Origin of the sequence: Paludibacterium purpuratum (assembly GCF_004363805.1) — a bacterium.
GTDB lineage: Bacteria > Pseudomonadota > Gammaproteobacteria > Burkholderiales > Chromobacteriaceae > Paludibacterium > Paludibacterium purpuratum.
The window spans coordinates 205,075-221,579 of record NZ_SNZP01000001.1; the positions used below are offsets into that span (position 1 = coordinate 205,075).

General features: G+C 60.6%; 12 protein-coding genes. 3 read left to right on the plus strand and 9 right to left on the minus strand.

The window, feature by feature from the left end; genetic code table 11:
* Positions 1-12: 12 nt before the first annotated feature.
* Both DFP86_RS00865 and DFP86_RS00870 read left to right on the plus strand, forming a co-directional pair.
* Complete coding sequence (locus tag DFP86_RS00865) at positions 13-918, plus strand: eCIS core domain-containing protein (RefSeq protein ID WP_133678108.1); 906 nt, start codon at positions 13-15, stop codon at positions 916-918.
* Between the two features lie 296 nt (positions 919-1,214).
* Positions 1,215-2,441 (plus strand): eCIS core domain-containing protein, encoded by a 1,227-nt coding sequence (locus tag DFP86_RS00870; protein WP_208108167.1) that lies wholly within the window; start codon positions 1,215-1,217, stop codon positions 2,439-2,441.
* Between the two features lie 36 nt (positions 2,442-2,477).
* Here DFP86_RS00870 and DFP86_RS00875 read toward each other — a convergent pair whose 3' ends face one another.
* Together DFP86_RS00875 and DFP86_RS00880 are read right to left on the minus strand one after the other, a co-directional pair.
* Positions 2,478-3,131: a response regulator gene (locus DFP86_RS00875; RefSeq protein WP_133678110.1), complete on the minus strand. Its 654-nt coding sequence runs from the start codon at positions 3,129-3,131 to the stop codon at positions 2,478-2,480.
* Positions 3,128-3,808, minus strand: a complete 681-nt coding sequence (locus DFP86_RS00880) for a sensor histidine kinase (RefSeq protein WP_133678111.1) — start codon at positions 3,806-3,808, stop codon at positions 3,128-3,130. Before DFP86_RS00880 ends, DFP86_RS00875 begins: the two co-directional genes overlap by 4 nt.
* A 268-nt stretch (positions 3,809-4,076) precedes the next feature.
* Here DFP86_RS00880 and DFP86_RS00885 point away from each other — a divergent pair, with 268 nt between their 5' ends.
* Positions 4,077-4,580 (plus strand): hypothetical protein, encoded by a 504-nt coding sequence (locus DFP86_RS00885; protein WP_133678112.1) that lies wholly within the window; start codon positions 4,077-4,079, stop codon positions 4,578-4,580.
* Between the two features lie 49 nt (positions 4,581-4,629).
* Here the strand turns inward: DFP86_RS00885 and hflX are convergent, their stop codons facing one another.
* From hflX to DFP86_RS00920, 7 genes are all read right to left on the minus strand, one after another.
* Positions 4,630-6,018 (minus strand): GTPase HflX, encoded by a 1,389-nt coding sequence (gene hflX / locus DFP86_RS00890; protein WP_133678113.1) that lies wholly within the window; start codon positions 6,016-6,018, stop codon positions 4,630-4,632.
* Positions 6,019-6,082: 64 nt separating this feature from the next.
* On the minus strand, positions 6,083-6,970 hold the full coding sequence (locus DFP86_RS00895; RefSeq protein ID WP_133678114.1) for a DUF4434 domain-containing protein: 888 nt from the start codon (positions 6,968-6,970) through the stop codon (positions 6,083-6,085).
* Entirely contained in the window at positions 6,967-9,273 is a 2,307-nt protein-coding gene (locus DFP86_RS00900; protein ID WP_133678115.1) for an NfrA family protein, read from the minus strand. Before DFP86_RS00900 ends, DFP86_RS00895 begins: the two co-directional genes overlap by 4 nt.
* Positions 9,270-11,486, minus strand: coding sequence for a cyclic di-3',5'-guanylate-activated glycosyltransferase NfrB (gene nfrB, locus DFP86_RS00905; RefSeq protein WP_243729276.1), 2,217 nt, complete (start codon positions 11,484-11,486; stop codon positions 9,270-9,272). Before nfrB ends, DFP86_RS00900 begins: the two co-directional genes overlap by 4 nt.
* The gene (gene wecB, locus DFP86_RS00910) at positions 11,483-12,595 is read right to left on the minus strand and encodes a non-hydrolyzing UDP-N-acetylglucosamine 2-epimerase (RefSeq protein WP_208108168.1); all 1,113 of its coding nucleotides are present in this window, start codon (positions 12,593-12,595) and stop codon (positions 11,483-11,485) included. Before wecB ends, nfrB begins: the two co-directional genes overlap by 4 nt.
* Before the next feature lie 803 nt (positions 12,596-13,398).
* Complete coding sequence (locus DFP86_RS00915; RefSeq protein ID WP_133678117.1) at positions 13,399-15,267, minus strand: PHA/PHB synthase family protein; 1,869 nt, start codon at positions 15,265-15,267, stop codon at positions 13,399-13,401.
* Positions 15,268-15,298: 31 nt separating this feature from the next.
* Positions 15,299-16,474, minus strand: coding sequence for a DesA family fatty acid desaturase (locus tag DFP86_RS00920; RefSeq protein ID WP_133678118.1), 1,176 nt, complete (start codon positions 16,472-16,474; stop codon positions 15,299-15,301).
* Between the last annotated feature and the right edge of the window lie 31 nt (positions 16,475-16,505).

Here is a 16,505-nt window from a genome sequence, read left to right on the forward strand (position 1 = left end):
TCGGAGGTGCCCATGTACGCCGAGAAAAAAGCCCACGATCCGTTAGAGATCTCCACGACCGACAACCGCCAGCCGCAAGGGGCGGCGCAGCGGGAGGCCGACGACAGTCCGCGCCAGCAGACGCAGGGACAGCGGCTGGCGCAAATGCAAACCCAGCACCACGCCAACGGCCTGCCGGCGCAGTTGCGCCAGGGTATCGAGTCGCTGTCCGGCTTCGACATGAGCGATGTGCGCGTGCACCGCAACTCAGACAAGCCTGCGCAATTGCAGGCGCATGCCTACGCCCAGGGTAGCGACATCTATCTCGGGCCGGGTCAGGACAAGCACCTGCCGCACGAAGCCTGGCACGTGGTACAGCAGAAACAGGGCCGGGTGCGGCCGACACTACAGATGAAGGGCGGAGTGGGGGTGAATGACGATGTGGGGTTGGAGCGCGAGGCGGATGTGATGGGGGGGCGGGTGTTGTGTTCGGCTCCTCAAAATGGCGGTCATGCCGCCAGCTTAGTTTATGAGAAGAAAGGCGTGGGTCACCTGATATCTCAATTCATGTTTAATTTCAAAGCTGCAAGTTCTGTGGACTTCGATGTTATAGAAAATAACAATTTATTTGTTCATAAAGAATTTTTTGATTGGTACGGTAGTTATGATGTTATTGGATTTGTGAAAAAATTCTTCAATGACTGTTTTAATATTGGACAACTTCCAGCTGATGGTATGTATAAAATATATCTAGGAAAAACAAAGGGGGAATTAGCTAGTAAATCATATGTTTCCGTTATTTTTAATGTGCGAAGTAATCGGCAGGAAAATAAATGTGGCGCGAATATTTTTCATTGTGGGGCATCGAATGGACTTAATCATCAAGCACCTGACTATAAGTATGAATATGAAAGTGGCTATTTTAAAAAATGTGACTGAGATTTAGATTTATCGGAGTGATAACTTGCAGGCTGAGCACTGTTATTTTCGTTTGTGCCAATGTCTTCCTTCTCGCAACATCTAGCCGTGCTCGTACTGCGAGGGGCTGGGACAGGGAGCTACGGCAAATGCCCGCTGTTGAAGAATGCACTGAGCCCTAGGAGACGCATATGCACTCCGCGAAGCAAGCCCATAGCCTGTCAGATGCTTCTCTGACCGACAGCCACCAACCCCAAGGAACAGCACAACGCCAAGTCGACGACAGCCCGCGCCAGCAGACACAAGGCGAGCGGCTGATGCAACTGGGGGCGCCAAGCCACGCCAACGGCCTACCGGCGCAGCTACGCCAAGGCATCGAGTCATTGTCCGGCTTCGACATGAGCGACGTGCGCGTGCACCGCAACTCCGACAAGCCGGCACAGTTGCAAGCGCATGCCTACGCCCAGGGTGGCGACATTTATCTCGGGTCGGGGCAGGATCAGCATCTGCCGCACGAAGCCTGGCATGTGGTGCAGCAGCGGCAGGGGCGGGTGCGGCCGACCTTGCAAATGAAGACTGGCGTGGCGGTGAACGACGATGCCGGCTTGGAGCGCGAGGCGGATGCGATGGGGGAAAGCGCCATGCGGCTGGCTCACAGCCCAGGGGATCTTTCCCCCATCCTGCAACGGCGCATGGATCGGACCGCGCCGGTCGTACAGCGTGCCAGCGCTTTGGTTTTAATCGGCTCCGTGAAGGATATGAACGATCTGAAGGTCAATACCAAGCTGGAAGAAGAAAACCTTGGCTTGAAATCCGTCAAATTGGCTAACGCCAATTTGGGCACCATTGGGGCCGACGATACCCTTTATTTGAGCGGTGCCCATGGCGATTCGGATAGTTATGGCCCGTATGGGTCGGGCGTGGCATTGGTCAATGCGCTATGGGCGCGCGGATTACGGGTTTGCCGATCGATTTGGCTAACCGGCTGCGAGACCGGCAATGGTTTCTCGGCGGATTTTTATGCCAAAGCGACGCAAAAAGGCATAGACATCAAAGAGTATGTGACAGCGCCAAAGACCTACGGCCGTACTCGCAATGGCGGCAGAATGACGGCGGAAACGCCGGAAGGGGTCCAGGTTCGCAAGCTGAAAGAAGAGAAGGGAAAGTTGGATTTTTTAGAGCAGGTCTTTGGGAAAGGCGATGAGCTGCAAAAGCAAATCGACGATATCGTCAATAAGCCGGGTTATTGGGAGGAAATCGAAAACCCGATTCAGCTGGCCGAGGAAGTAAAGGAAATGTACGACGATTTGGATAGGTATTATGCCGGGTATGATGTCAAGGATAGCTTGCAAGGCGATGGATTCGACTACGACACCTATGAAAAGCAATTCAAGAATATCAAAGACACCTATAACCCAAGACTAAAAAAAGCGATAGAAGTGTGGGCGACGCACGGCAAGGAGAGCGTCAAAGAGGCGTTTTTGGCTGTCTATAACCGTCAGCCGGTGGCAAGAAAAGTTTGGGATTTGAGCGGGTTATTTTAATGGGAAATGGCGTCAGGCATGACGATCGAGGCAACGTCAACAGCTCTCCCCACTCAACCCCTCGCGCAAGGCATAGCGCGTCAGTTCGGCGATGGTTTGTATGCCGAGTTTTTTGAAGATATTTTCGCGGTGGCTGGCCACAGTCTTGGCGCTGATGAACAGGCGCTTGGCGATGGCTTGGGTGCCGTGGCCTTCGGCGAACAGTTGCGCCACCTGGCGCTCGCGCGTGCTGAGCTGCGGCAGGCGCAGCGCCTCGACGGCCGCCGCCGGGTTGCGGCAGGCCTGCATCACGCCGCCGACCAGCTCGCCGCTAAGGTAGATCTGGTTGGCCATGACGCGGCGGATGCCACGCACCAGCTCTTCGAAGCTATTGTCTTTCAGTACGTAGCCGGCGGCGCCGGCGTCGAGTGCCTCCACCACGCACTGTGGCCGGTCGTTGACCGATAGACACAATAGTTTGCATGGCAGCGCCTCGGCGCTAAGCCGGCGGATGACTTCCAGCCCGTTCATGATCGGCATATTGAGGTCGGTCACCACGACGTCCGGCTGATGCGTGCGCGCCAGTTGCAGCAGTTCCATGCCGTTTTTCGCCTGCGCCAGCACTTGGATGTCGGGTTCGCGCTCGATCAGCGCGCTCAAACCTTCGCGCAATATGGCGTGATCGTCGGCCAGGATGACGCGGATCGTCATACTGCACCCTCGCTTCCCGCCGTGCTCGGCTGCCAATGGATGTGCGCCTGGACCCCATGGCCAGGACGGCTATGCAGTTCGAGCTGGGCGCCGGCCTGGGCGAGCTGATCCGGCAGCCGGCACAGACCGTGGTGGCCTGCGGCGGGCCGTCGCATCCGCGCCGGGTCGATACCGGGGCCATTGTCGCTGACGGTGAGCACCAGGCCGCCCGGCCACGCGTCGGCGGCGCGCAGGCTGATGCGGATGTCGGCGCGCGGCGCATGCTTGCAGGCGTTGATCAACAATTCGCGTGCGGCACGGCAGATCAGCCTTTGCGCGGGTGGTGGCGGTTGAATGTCGATGGCCTGGCAGTCGAGTACAATCTTGCGCCGGCTGAGCCGGCCAATTTCTTGCGCCAGTTGTCGGCATTGCTGGCCCAGTTCGGCGGGAGGCGGTGTCTCGGCGCTACGTAGGCCGTCGATCAGACCGCGGGTGCTGTGTAGTGCCTGTTTAACCAATTGCCGCCCGTGTTCAAACGCAGCACCACTTCCTGCCGGGTCGGTGGCGCGTGCTGTATCGAGTTGAATCAGTGCAAAGGCGAGCAGCTGAGCCAAGTCGTCGTGCAATAACTGGGCCAGCGCCTCCTGTGTGCCGGTGTCGGCGGCAGCGTGGTCGGTAAGCACTTGCGGTGGGGGCATGATCGCTTTTTTGCCTACGCGCTTTGCACCGCATCGCGGTTGGCAGGCAGCGTGAGACGGAAGAGGTTATTGGATTATTGATAATACCAATAGCATAAGACATGGCAAACAATATGAATGTACAGGCGGTGTCATGTTGTGTTTGTGCCGCGTGCTGGTAGTGATGATGGGCTGAAAAACGCCCAGTGGGCCTAACAGAAGAAACTATCGCAGTAACCAGGCTTCTAACCGGCCAGTCGCGCTAAAACGACTTCGGATCGAGGAAACCATGAACCCCGCAGTCCACACGCCTGTCACGCAACAATATCTCGATGCCAGGCTCGAAGCCGTCGAGCTGCGGATGGATGCGCGCGTTCAGCGCATCGAAGACAAGATGGATCTGTTTGCGCAATCCATGCAGCAAATGCAGCAGTCGATCAAAGAGGTGTGCATTGAAACGCATAGTGCCATTGCGACGTTGCAGGGCGATACGCAGCACACGATCGAAAAATTCCAGGCCGAAACGCAGAGTGCCATCGAGCGGCTGCAGGTCGATACCAAAAGCCTGAAAAATACCGTGCTGATGACCGGCATCAGTTCCGTGGTGGCGATTGTTTTGGGGGTCGCGGCCTTCAATTCCACCGTGCTTGGCAATATGGTGGCCTCGTTCGAGGCCGGCAACAGTTCGGCACAGTTGCTGGCGCGTATACAAGCCCAGCAAGAAAAGCACGATAAAAAGATGGAGGAAATCGTCCTGCGCATCGAACAGCGGAACGCTGCTGCACCTCAGTGATGCGCCGTGGCAGGCAAAAGGCCTGAGCGTTTGCCCAGGCCTTTTCGATTCACCGTTCCCAGTATTCCTTTTCCCGGCCTTGCGAGCCTGGATTGAGTAGGGCATTCAGACGGCGTAGCTGTTCTGGTTCGCCACGCAGGCGCAGCCAACTGCCTTCCTCCTCCGGCCGTTCTTCCAGCACCTGGCAGCTCGCGTAGATCTCGCCGCGCAATTGTTGCGCCGACCACGGCAGCAGCAACGTTTCCTCCACCAGCTCTTGCCGGAAGAAGGCGACGATGGTCGCGTGCAGTTGGGCGACATCCTCCGGGCGCCGCGCGCTCATCACCACGCAGTCCGGATAGCGTTCGCGTAGTTCTGCCGCCCAGGCCTCCTGCTCGGCTTTGCTGCCGACATGGTCGATCTTGTTAAACACGCGAATTCTAGGCACTTCGTCGGCGCCGATCTCGCTCAGCACCTCGTCGGTCACGGCCAACTGACGTAGGAAGCCCGGATCGCTGGCATCGATCACATGCAGCAACAATGCCGCATCCAGCGCTTCTTCCAGGGTCGATTTGAACGAGGCCACCAAGCCGTGAGGCAAGTTCTTGATGAAGCCGACGGTGTCGCTGACCAGTACGCGCGGCACACTCTCCGGATGCAGCACTCGCACGGTGGTGTCCAGCGTGGCGAACAGTTTATTGGCCACCAGCACCTCGCTGCCGGTCAGCGCCCGCATCAGCGTGGATTTGCCCGCATTGGTGTAACCCACCAGCGATACCCCGGCCAGGCCTTGGCCTTGACGTTCCAGTCGACGGGCGCGTTGGGTCTTGCGCTCCAGTTCCATGGCGCTGATTTCGCGCTGTAACTCGGCGATACGATCGCGTACCTTGCGACGGTCAAGCTCGGTGTGCGACTCGCCTGCACCACGCCCCCCGGTGCCGCTGCGCTGCCGGCCTTGCGGACCGGCCAGCTTGGCCGCTTCGCGCAAGCGCGGCGCCATATAGCCTAGGCGGGCGATTTCCACCTGCGCGCGTGCCGCGCGCGAGCGGGCGTTGCGATGGAAGATTTCCAGGATGACCATGGTGCGGTCCATCACTTCGCAGCCCACGGCCAGTTCCAGATTACGTGCCTGCGACGGCGAGATTTCGTGGTCGACCAACAGCATGTCGATCTCGACCGCGCTGCTGTTCGGCACATGCGGCGCATCTTCGTCATCGTCGTCGTGGCGACTGGCTCGAACGAAGTGGCTGATCTCTTCCCGCTTGCCCACGCCCAGATAGGCTGTGCGATCGAACCCGCTACGCTTTTGGATGAAGGTTTGCACGACCTGGAAACCCAGCGTCTTGGCCAACTCGGCGAGCTCGGTGAGCGAGGACTCGAACTCGACATCGCCGACCTCCGGCAACTGAACCGAGGCCACAATGGCATAGCGAGGCTTTTCGTTTACTTCTGTTTGCATGTGCTGGTGATTTTGACTTGGTGGAGCGAGCCCAGATCTTACTAGCAAATGGCGCCTGCCGCTCTCATTGCGGCAGCGGTTCGCCTATACCGGGTAGATAGCGTAGCGAAAACCACAGTTGGTCGAGCGCGTGGCAGGCGGGCGGGCGCAAGCGGGCGGCGGCCTCGTCGGCGTTGGGGCGGCGTGGGGCGAACGCGCCGCCGGTACCCTGGTTGATGAATAACTCATGGATGACGCCGGCAACATGGGGGGAGTGGCAATTCGCCAGCGGACTCAGGTAGCGCTCGCGTTCCACCGGCGACAGTTGGCTGGTGCCGGCGCCATCCTGCAACCATATGTACACGCCGCTGGCTGTCATGGCGTCGATCAACTGGCCATAGGCATCCGGGGCTGCGTGACCGTTGAAGAACGTGGAAATGTAGACCGGAAGGGGGGATAGGGCGCTCAAGTCGGCACGGATTGCGCGTAAATAGTCGACGAGCGCCTGCTGACGGGCGGTTTCCCGCCAATTCATATCGTCGACCTCGGCCGCCAGATACCAGCCCTGAATGATTTCCGGCCCGAGAGCGGAAAGCAAGCCGCGCGCCTGTGCGGCATCGTTGCGCTGCAGAATTTGCAGGTAGTCGGGCAGGTCGGCATCGCGGCGCTGTTGCTGCTGGAAAAAGTCCGGATCGGCGGCGAGTCCGACAATGAGGGCAAGCCCCGCCGCATGGGCCTCGCGCATCCGCGCCAGCAGCCAATCCCGTTCGGTGCCTGTGGCGAATGCCTGGCCATACCGGGTCCATTGCCACACCACGGTATCGAATCCCTGCCGATGCAGCGCGGAAAACAGCCCGGGCCATTGCGCCGCCGCCACGCTCTGGTCGCGTAGCTGCGGCTGGTAGAAGATGGCGCGCATGGCCTGGGCCGGCAGGGTCACGGCCAACAGCAGGGCGACGATCAGCCCTCTCACCAGCGTCCTCCTATCGAAAAGACCACCGCGTTGCCAGGCGAATAGCTGCTATGCAACGGGTGTTGCAGCTCGAGACCGACGCTGACCTTGTGCGGATAGGCATTATAGTCGTCCTGACCTAGCCACAGATTCCAGCGCAGCCCGGCGCCGAAGCGCTGGTCGTCGTAATCGGCGGCGCCTGGTTCGCGGCTGTGGCTGTATTGCAGGTGACCGTAGGGTTCCAAGGTCTGGCCCTCGGCGATCTTGGCGTGATAGCTCATGCGATAGTCGGCGCTCAGCGCGGTGCGTTCGGCGAGACGATAGCGCGCCAGATCCAGATAAAGATTCTGCGCCAGCCATCCATGGCCAAGCGGATGCCAGTCGTCGCCGTAGCGGCCCGCGTTGAAGAACGAAGCGCTGGCGCGCACCATCTGATCGGCACGTTGGCCAGATGCCGACGTGAGCGGTGTCTGCTGCTCCACGGCGAGATAAATCACCTGATCGCGCCAGAGCTTCCAATTCAGGCCCACGCCCAATTCCGGATCCTGCAACGGTAGCGGCTCTTGGGCGGAGCCGGCAAAAACGCGCGCGTATGCGGATAGCGTGCGCCCGTCGCGCGAGGCGGGGTGACCCAGCAGATAATCCAGCATCATCTGCGAATAACCGCGATAAGACTGGTTGGCATTCGCGCCGGCGGAGGACGAGGGGTTGCTGCCGCTCCAGGCGTCCAGGCTGAACGTCCAGCGCCGGCTCAGCACCTCGTGTAGTCGGGTCAAGGCGAAACGCTGTGCGATATCGTCGTCGTCCGCCGGGCTGGGCCAGGCATCCAGCGCCTGCTCGGCATAGGCCAGGGCCTTGTCGTTGTTTGCCAACCGGGTCTGGACGAAGACCAGTTGCCGGATCAGCGTCTGATCACCCGGGCGGATGGCCGCCGCCTGTGTGAGCGCCTGGGCCGCGGCGGCGGCATTGCCGGCGCGCCATTCGGCATAGCCGAGTTGGCTTTGCAATTCGCCGTCCGCAGGCGCCAGGGCCACGGCCTGGCGTAGCGTTTGCAGCGCTGCTCGCGCTTGACCGGATTGCTGCTGCAATGCCGCCAAGCGCATGGAATAGTCGGCGCGCGGGTTCAGCGCGATAGCGCGGGAAATTTCCTCCATGGCGCGTAGGGGATCGTGTCGGCCGTCGGCGGCCAGCAGACCGCGCAGCCAATGGATCTCTGCCCGCTCCTCGCCATGATAGGCATTCAGCCAGATCTCGGCTTGGTCCCAGTCGCGCGCCTGCGTCGCGCTGGCCGCGGCGGCCAGGCGCTCTGATGGTGTCATGTCGTCCAGCGATTGTCGCCGCCAGCTCTGCAATGCGGTGGCATAGTCGCGGTTGGCGTAGGCCTGGTAGGCGAGCGCCTTGTCGGCCAGGCCGCCGGCGCCGAGCAGGCTGGCCTGGCGGTAGGCGTTTTGGGCCAGCCCGGGGGCGCTCTGGCGGTAGCAATCGCCAAGAATCAGCCAGCTTTGCGCCGGGTAGCGCGGCGAACCATCGCCGAGCACCGTTCGGATGGCCGGGCAATCGTCCAGCAGCCTCAAGATCAGCGCCTGGGCCGCGCGCAGCGCGGGGGTATCCAGCGGGCGGGCCAACATCGCGTGCTGCCGATCATTCACCTGGCTTGACAGCACGGCGGCCAGGCGATGCAGCAACAGCAGGCGCTCGCTTTCCGCGCGCCCCGCGAACGGATAACGCGCCAGCAGTAGTTTGGCGGCGGCGTCATGGTATCCCGCACCCTGCAGCCGGTAACTAAGCGCGTCCAACGGTCGATCGCCCTGTTGGGCGAGCAGCATGTCGGCTAAGGATACGGCCTGCGCCTGGCGACGTTCGCTTAGCGCCAAATCGAAGCGCTCGCTGAGCGATGGGGCGGGCGAGGGCGGTTGCGGTGCGTCGTCCGCCTTTCGGCTGGGAGGCTGCGCGGGCACGGCGGGCTTGGGGGGCGATGCCAATGATCGCAACGCGTCGGCCAAGCGAGTATCGGCCGGGGTGATCTTGCTCTGTGCGAGCAGTAGGTGCCGTGCGTCTTGCGGGCGGCTGGTCCGCCGATAGCCTTCCGCCAGGTAGAGCGCCGCGCTGGGGCTGTCCGGTGCCAAGGCGCGCGCGCGCTCCAGCTCGGCGATCGCGGGCGGCCATTGGCCTTGGCGCTCGAGCTCGAAGGCCTTGTTCAAGTGGGGATAGATCAGGAAGTAGCGGTAATTGCTGACTTCCTTTTGCAGCCTGGCGGTGTCGTTCGCCTGGGAGATCGCGCTCAGGCCGACCATCAGCGCGGCCAGCATCCATCTTGCTTTCATCCGGCCACCATGGGATTCATCTGCTGGGCTTGGGCAATCAATTCGCCCATGTCCGGCTGCAGCTCTCGTTGCCGCCTCAGTGCCTGTTCCAGCGTATGCGGCGTGACGATGCCGTTGTCCACTAAAAAACGGCCGAGCGTTTGCTGGCCATGCTGGTGGCGTAGCAGGATGGATTTAAGCGCCGCCGCGTCGAGATGGCCCAGCGCCATCAGCACTTCGACGAACAGCAGTTGGCGCGATTCGTAATGGCGCCACAGCTTGCGCGCGCGCGGTTGACTTAGCTTGCCGTCGGCGACGGCCTGATCGAGCCGTTCGCGCGGATCGGCCTCGCGGGCGCGGGTGTAGTGGCGACGCAGGCCGACCGTGACCTGGCCCTTGGGAACGATGCAATAGGCGACGGGGCGTTTGAGCTTGCGCGCGAGCGCGGCGAGCGACACCGGGTCGATGTCGCTTTCGCTGGCGAGCAGCAACACGCCGTTCTCCTCGCGCAGCGGCAGTACGGCATATTGCAATGCCAATGCCGCCGGAAGCTGGGTGACCAGCGAAGGCGGCAGCCGGTAGGCGTCGACGGTGTCGTGCGGCACGCCGCTTTGCTCCGCCAGTGCCCGTGCCAGATCGTCGGCGGCAAGCTTGTTGTGATGAACGAGCCAACTGCCCAGCCGCAACCCATTGCCTTGATGACGCAGCGCCTCATCGAGATCGGCCTCGCCGATCAATTTCATCTCCAGCAAGATGCTGCCCAGCGGTCGGCGTGCCCGGTTGACGCCGCCGACCGAGGGAAAGTCGTGGCTGGTTTTGTCCCAGGCGACACGGCGCGGGTCGCCTTGCTCGATGATCTGTCTGAGCGCGCGCCAGTTGGCCATAAAATTGATGAAATTGCCCCAGAACAGGCGCGGGATCGCCATCAATCCTTGCCACAGGCCATAGTAAGCGCTGACGAAAATCACCCGCTGCAGCATGCGGTTCGCCATCAGCCCCGAGTTGACCAGCAATAGGGCGCGCAGCCAGCCGTCGCCCTCGAAGATGGAAAGAAAATGGTAGGCGCCGGGCCAGACGGTTTGGTAGGCCAGCAGCATCAATAGTTGCAGCAGGATCAGCGAGGCGAGAAAGCTGATGAAATTACTGATCGCCCCTTTGCGGTCGCGCCACAGGAAATAGTTGAGAACTGGGTTGGCTGACCAGCGGTGCGTCTTCGTGCCTTGATAGACGATGCCGACGATCCAGCGGGATTTCTGACGAATGGCGGCCTGCAAGGTATCGGGGAAATACTCGCGCACGCAGACCACGCTGGCGGAGCGCCGGTTGCGGCCGAAGGTTGCGCGCGCCGCCCCGTCCTCGCGCATGACCGAAAAACGGACGAAGACCTCGCTCATGCCGCGCGCCTTGAGCCGGAAGCCGATATCGTAGTCTTCGGTCAAACTCTGAATGTCAAAGGCGCGCCCATCGCCCTCCTGCAGCAGGGCGAGGATGGCGCGGCGGCTGAAACAGGTGCCGACGCCGGCGCTCGGCACCTGTCCGGCGAGCGCTTCGCGCACCGGCACGTCCTTGCCATGCAGTTCGGCGAATTCGTCCAGATAGTGCAGGCTGGTGAAGTTGGTCCAGTGGCGTTCCAGCGGGTAGACCGGCACCTGGATCAGGTCCTTGCGGTCGATCAGATAATTGAACAGCCTGAGCTCCATGTCGCCCACCACATCCTCGGCGTCATGCAGGATGAAGCCGGAAAAGACGATGCCGGCGCGCTGCTCGAATTGAAACATGGCATCGAGCACATTGTTCAGGCAGTCCGCCTTACTGGTCGGGCCCGGTCGGGCGCAGACCACCTTGTGGACGTTGGGGAAGCGCGCGCAGACCTCGTCCACGTCGCGTTGGGTATCCGGGTCGTTGGGATAGGTGCCGACGAAGATGTGATAGTTCTCGTAATCGAGCGTGCGCGCCGCCAGCTCGGCCATGTGGCCGATGACCCCGGTTTCGTGCCAGGCGGGCACCATGATGGCCAGCGGTTTTTCAGCCGGCTGATAGAGTGCGTGATAGTCCAGGCGGTCGTGCCGGCGGTAGATGGTGACGGCGCGCCAGACGCGGCGGATCCAATAGACGAGATCGATAGTCAGGTCGTCCAACCCGCTTAGCAGCATGAAGATCGCCAGGGCGATGGCGATGAACTTCAGGGCGAACAAGTAGCTGGAAAAAACGTCCAGCCAGGGGATATCGCTCATGCCTGCTCGCGGGGATGTGCACACAGGGCTTGCGCCAGGTGCTCGACGATACGAGTGCAGGCGTGGCCATCGCCGAAGGGATTGACGGCTGCTTGCAAGGCTTGGTGCTGTTCGGGGTGGTGCCAGAGCCGCTCGAACTCGGCGACGATCTTGTCGCGGCGTGTGCCGGCAATGCGGGCGCAGCCCGCGATCACCGCCTCGGGGCGCTCGGTTTCCTCGCGCAGCACCAACAGCGGCGCGCCGAAGGTGGGCGCCTCTTCCTGCAGCCCGCCGGAGTCGGTCATCACCAGCCATGCGTCGGCGAGGGCCTGCTGCATGGCCGGATAATCGAGCGGCGCACTCAGCGATATATTGGGCAAGTGGCCCAGCAGGCGGTGCACCGGCGCTTTGACTGTGGGGTTGGGATGCACGGGGAACCGGATCGGCAACTGCGGGTAACGTGCGGCGATGTCGGCGATGGCGCCGCAGATCGCCTCCAGGTCGCCTCCCCAGTTTTCCCGCCGATGCAGCGTGAGCAGCAGATGGCCGTGGCCTGTCGCACGCCGGCGGATGGCGTGCCGGGCGGCGATCCATTGTTGGGCGTCCACCACGGTATTGCCGGTCACGACAATGTCGCTGCCGCGGCCAAGTTCGGCAGCCAGGTCGTCGGCGGCTTGGCGCGTCGGCGCGTAGTGAAAGCGGGCAACGCGGCTGATCATCTGGCGGATACCTTCCTCGGGGAAGGGGCGGTCCAGCCGGTGCGTGCGCAAGCCTGCCTCGACGTGGGCGACCGGCACCTGATGGTAAAAGCCGGCCAGCGCACCGATGAAGGCGTCCTCGGTATCGCCTTGCACGATCACGAGCGACCAGCGCCGGCGGCGCATCACCTCTTCCATTTGCGCTCTAAAGCCCTGACCGAATTCGAATAGGCTGTCGCCTTGACGGCTGAGGTGGATATCGGGCTGGATCGCGAAGCTGGACAGCATTTGGCTCGCCAACTCGCCATGTTGGCCGCTGTGCAGCCAGCAAGGACGGGCCCAGTCGGTTTGGCGCAACGCGTGATAGAGCGGGGCGAGCTTGATGATGGCGGGGCGGGTGCCGCTGATGATGAGAATGTCCTGCGGTTGCAACGGTGTCACCTGAATAGGAAAGGGCTAATTGTCTTTATTAGTAACTAATTGTTTTGAATGGGCGCTAAAAGATAAGCGGCATGCTATAGGGGCATGCCGGTGTGTTGCTTGGAAACGCTATGTTTAATGCATGAGTGCTAAGAAAACTGATGTGGGAGCAATATTATCATAATTGATAATGGCTTAGTGCTCGAATTCCGTGTGAAAATTGACGTACGACAGGCACATCTACGCCGAACATCGGTGAATCGCCCCTCGGCGGGAGCAACCGGCGCAGATAAGGCGTCAATGCATGTCTCGGCTCAGATCGTAAGAGTGTCTTATATCCAGCGGCTGAGTTGCAGGAAGGCATCGACAGTAGGTACGTGTTCGGGTGGATTTTCCTCAGACCAGTCGGTCTCAGGCGCTAAGCGCATGGCCTCGTACTCTGCCATTTCATAGAGTGGATAAATATGGAGAGGCCATGAGTTTTTAGCGTTCTGAATGGACCAGCCAACAAAATGACCCGCAGAATTACGCGCTGTTTCTATATGGTATCTTGGCATGAGGAACGCCTTCACTCGCAGCCAGCTTGGCATCTTATGTGAGCAGTAGAGACGAAGCCGACCAGAACGCCCCAACCTATAACTAGGTTAATGAGATATTCAGGCATGGTCTGTGCACTAGCGTGCATATGCTAAGTGAGTTTAAAAAAACAATGTTCAGGATATCGTCCTATGTCGCCCGACGCACCATGGGTATGATTGTCCACGCCTGTCCACATCCAACCTATCAACAAGCCGTATCTTGGTAGGACGGGCGGATTAACGCTCCAGCACATAGCGACCTGGAGCCGGTTCCAATGGCGGACAGGATGCGCAGCCCATGGCAGGCGGCATCGTCACTTCGCCGGACTGATTTGCCAACCATGCCTCCCATACCTGCCACCACGAACCCTGTTGCGGCAAGGTCGTTTCCAGCCATGTGTCCGGGTCGGTATAGCGATCCTCGTGGCTGCCGGCAGACAAACGAAAATGTCTGCCGGGGAGCCCCGGCTCGCTGACAATACCTGCATTATGTCCGCCGCTAGCCAGTAGGAACTGGCTGTCGGTACCCAGCGCTAATTTGATCTTATAGACGGAACGCCAGGGCGCGACATGGTCTTTCTCCGTGGCCACCACGAATACCGGCGCACGGATGTCGTGCAGCACCACAGGGCGGCCATCTACCTGATAGCGTCCTTCGAATAAATCATTGTTTAGGAATAATCGTCTCAAGTATTCGCTGTGCATTCGATACGGCATGCGAGTGCTGTCGGCATTCCAGGCCATCAGCGCTGTCATCGGCGCGCGTCGTCCAAGCAGATACTCCTGCACCAACTGGGACCAGAGCAGATCGTTGGAGCGCAGCAACTGAAATGCGCCGGCCATCTGTTTGGCGTCCAGATAGCCACGATCCCGCATGATGTCTTCCAGAAAGGCTATTTGGCTTTCATCGATAAACAGTGTCAATTCGCCAGCTTCGGTGAAGTCGACTTGTGCCGCGAGCAAGGTGATGGATTGAATGATTGGGTTGTTTTCCCGTGCCAGGTAGGCCGCCGTGATGGCCAGCAAGGTGCCACCCAGGCAGTAGCCGAGCGTATTGACCCGGCAATCCGGCAGTATTCGAGCGATGACATTCAGCGCATCCAATATGCCCAGCCGCAAGTAGTCGTCCATTCCCAAATTGCGGTCGTCCGCCATCGGGTTGCGCCAGGAGATCATGAACACGGTGTAGCCGTGCTCCACGAGATATCGCACCAGCGAGTTGTGCGGTGACAGATCCAGAATGTAGTACTTCATGATCCAGGCGGGGATGAACAGCACCGGCTGCGCCTTGACCTGCGGGGTACTTGGCGAGTACTGGATCAACTCCATCAGATGGTTGTGGAAGACGATCGTGCCAGGCGTAATGGCAACCGTTTCGCCGGGGATGAATTGCTCCATGCCGCTAGGCGGCAGTCCGGCCGAGCGGCACTCCCAGTCCGCCAACAGGTTGCGCCAGCCGCGCAACAGATTTTGCCCCCCCTCTCGCAAAGTGGTTTCCTGCACCAGAGGATTGGTGGCCAGAAAATTCACAGGGGAGATCATGTCTAGCAACTGGCGCGCCATAAAGGACACGACCTGTTCGTGGTGCGGGGACACGCCGCTGATGCCGGTCGTGGCATTGAGCCACCATTGCTGCTGCAACAGAAAGGTCTGCGAATACAGGTTGAACGGCCAGCGTTGCCAGGCCTCGTCGCGGAAACGGTTGTCCTGCTCAAGCGGTGCGATGCAAGGGGGGCAAGCCGAGCCGACGCAGGCGCGCGGCAAGTAATGCGTGAGCCTAGCCCACTTATGGGTCCCACTCTGTGCCAAATGCGCCCATTTTCCGGGCGTGATGGCGAAATGCGTTGCCCAGTCGTAAAAGGCCAGCGCCAGGCTTGCTGGCGAAATTCCAAAAGTGGCGCGCGACATCTGGGCATGCAGCATCTGATCGAAGGCGTCGGACCATTCCAAGTCCTGAATCGGCTCCTGGGAAAGCCTCTCGATGTCGGACCGGTCTGATCCCTGTTGGGCAAAATTTGTCCATGGTTGCAGCCAGGCCTCAGCTGCGCGTGCCGACCAGAGTGTGGAAAGCGCATCCAACTCTGGAACACGAAGACTTTCGTTCATATTGCCTCCTTGGCGCGCCGTAACACGCTGCCTAGCAATCGTACTGCCGCAATTGCCGCGAAAACTCCGGCAATCCTTCAATGCCGCTGCTTTCTGCGCGCAGGCACCAACCTTCCAGTTGGCTGGACAACTGCGCGGTCGAGCTGGTGGAACGCTGCCACAGCGAGGCGAGCTCGCACCTCATGGCATAGATAGTGCTCAACGTCATGCTGAGTGGCAAAACCCGTTCCAGAAGCTCGCAATCCGGCTGTGGCTCACGCGCGGCATGTCGCAGCCATTGGTGGATGGGCTCCAGTCCAGCGGTCGCATGCAGCGCCAGCTGCTGGCGGCGCAGGCGGCGTAACTCCACCTCCGCCGTGCGATGCAGGACATGGTCGAAACGCGCCAATACCAAATATCGATGGGCGATTACCGCATGCAGCGTCTCCTCGTCGCAATGGCGTTTTAGCGGATTCAGGTGTAGGGGCGCCAGAGGCTGGCGCACCACTGCCAAATGCAAGTTTGCGAGTAGGCGGATATACATCCAGCCGATATCAAACTCCCACCAACGGACAGACAGCTTAGGAGACGTCACATAAGCGTGGTGATTGTTATGCAGCTCTTCGCCGCCAATCAGCAGCCCCCAGGGAAAGATATTTCGCGAGGAGTCGTTGGTTGCGAACAAGCGATAGCCCCAGTAGTGGCCGACCCCGTTGATGACGCCGGCGGCGAAAACGGGAATCCACAGCATTTGCACCGCCCAAACGCTCAGTCCGATGGGGCCGAACAACAGCAGATCTATCAGCAGCATCAGGCTGACGCCCAGGTGGGTGTGGCGGGCATACAGCCGGCGCTCAAGCCAGTCATCGGGGGTGTTGCTCCCGTACTGATCCAGCATGGCTTGGTTGCTGGCCGCGCGGCGGTACAGCTCGCTACCTTCCAGCAATACCGTCCAGAGCCCAAAATATTGCGGGCTGTGCGGGTCTCCGATGGTGTCGGTGCCGGCATGGTGCGCGCGGTGGATGGCAACCCATTCCCGGGTGACCATGCCGGTGGTCAGCCACAACCAGAAGCGGAAGAAATGGCTGGCCAACGGGTGCAGCCGCAAGGCCCTGTGCGCCTGATGCCGGTGTAGAAAGACCGTGACTGCGACGATGGTGAGGTGGGTGAAACCTAACGTCGTCAGGGCAACGCCCCGCCAGCTCAGGTCGAGTAGACTCAGTAGCATGGCTCCTCCTTCGACAAGCCGCCAACGGCCG

Bases quoted from the DNA above. Each gene is read 5' to 3' on its own strand.
- DFP86_RS00865 (WP_133678108.1), top strand. From the start codon at position 13: ATGTACGCCGAGAAAAAAGCCCACGATCCGTTAGAGATCTCCACGACC.
- DFP86_RS00880 (WP_133678111.1), bottom strand. From the start codon at position 3,808: ATGCCCCCACCGCAAGTGCTTACCGACCACGCTGCCGCCGACACCGGC.
- DFP86_RS00885 (WP_133678112.1), top strand. From the start codon at position 4,077: ATGAACCCCGCAGTCCACACGCCTGTCACGCAACAATATCTCGATGCC.
- hflX (WP_133678113.1), bottom strand. From the start codon at position 6,018: ATGCAAACAGAAGTAAACGAAAAGCCTCGCTATGCCATTGTGGCCTCG.
- DFP86_RS00900 (WP_133678115.1), bottom strand. From the start codon at position 9,273: ATGAAAGCAAGATGGATGCTGGCCGCGCTGATGGTCGGCCTGAGCGCG.
- DFP86_RS00875 (WP_133678110.1), bottom strand. From the start codon at position 3,131: ATGACGATCCGCGTCATCCTGGCCGACGATCACGCCATATTGCGCGAA.
- nfrB (WP_243729276.1), bottom strand. From the start codon at position 11,486: ATGAGCGATATCCCCTGGCTGGACGTTTTTTCCAGCTACTTGTTCGCC.
- DFP86_RS00920 (WP_133678118.1), bottom strand. From the start codon at position 16,474: ATGCTACTGAGTCTACTCGACCTGAGCTGGCGGGGCGTTGCCCTGACG.
- DFP86_RS00870 (WP_208108167.1), top strand. From the start codon at position 1,215: ATGCAACTGGGGGCGCCAAGCCACGCCAACGGCCTACCGGCGCAGCTA.
- DFP86_RS00915 (WP_133678117.1), bottom strand. From the start codon at position 15,267: ATGAACGAAAGTCTTCGTGTTCCAGAGTTGGATGCGCTTTCCACACTC.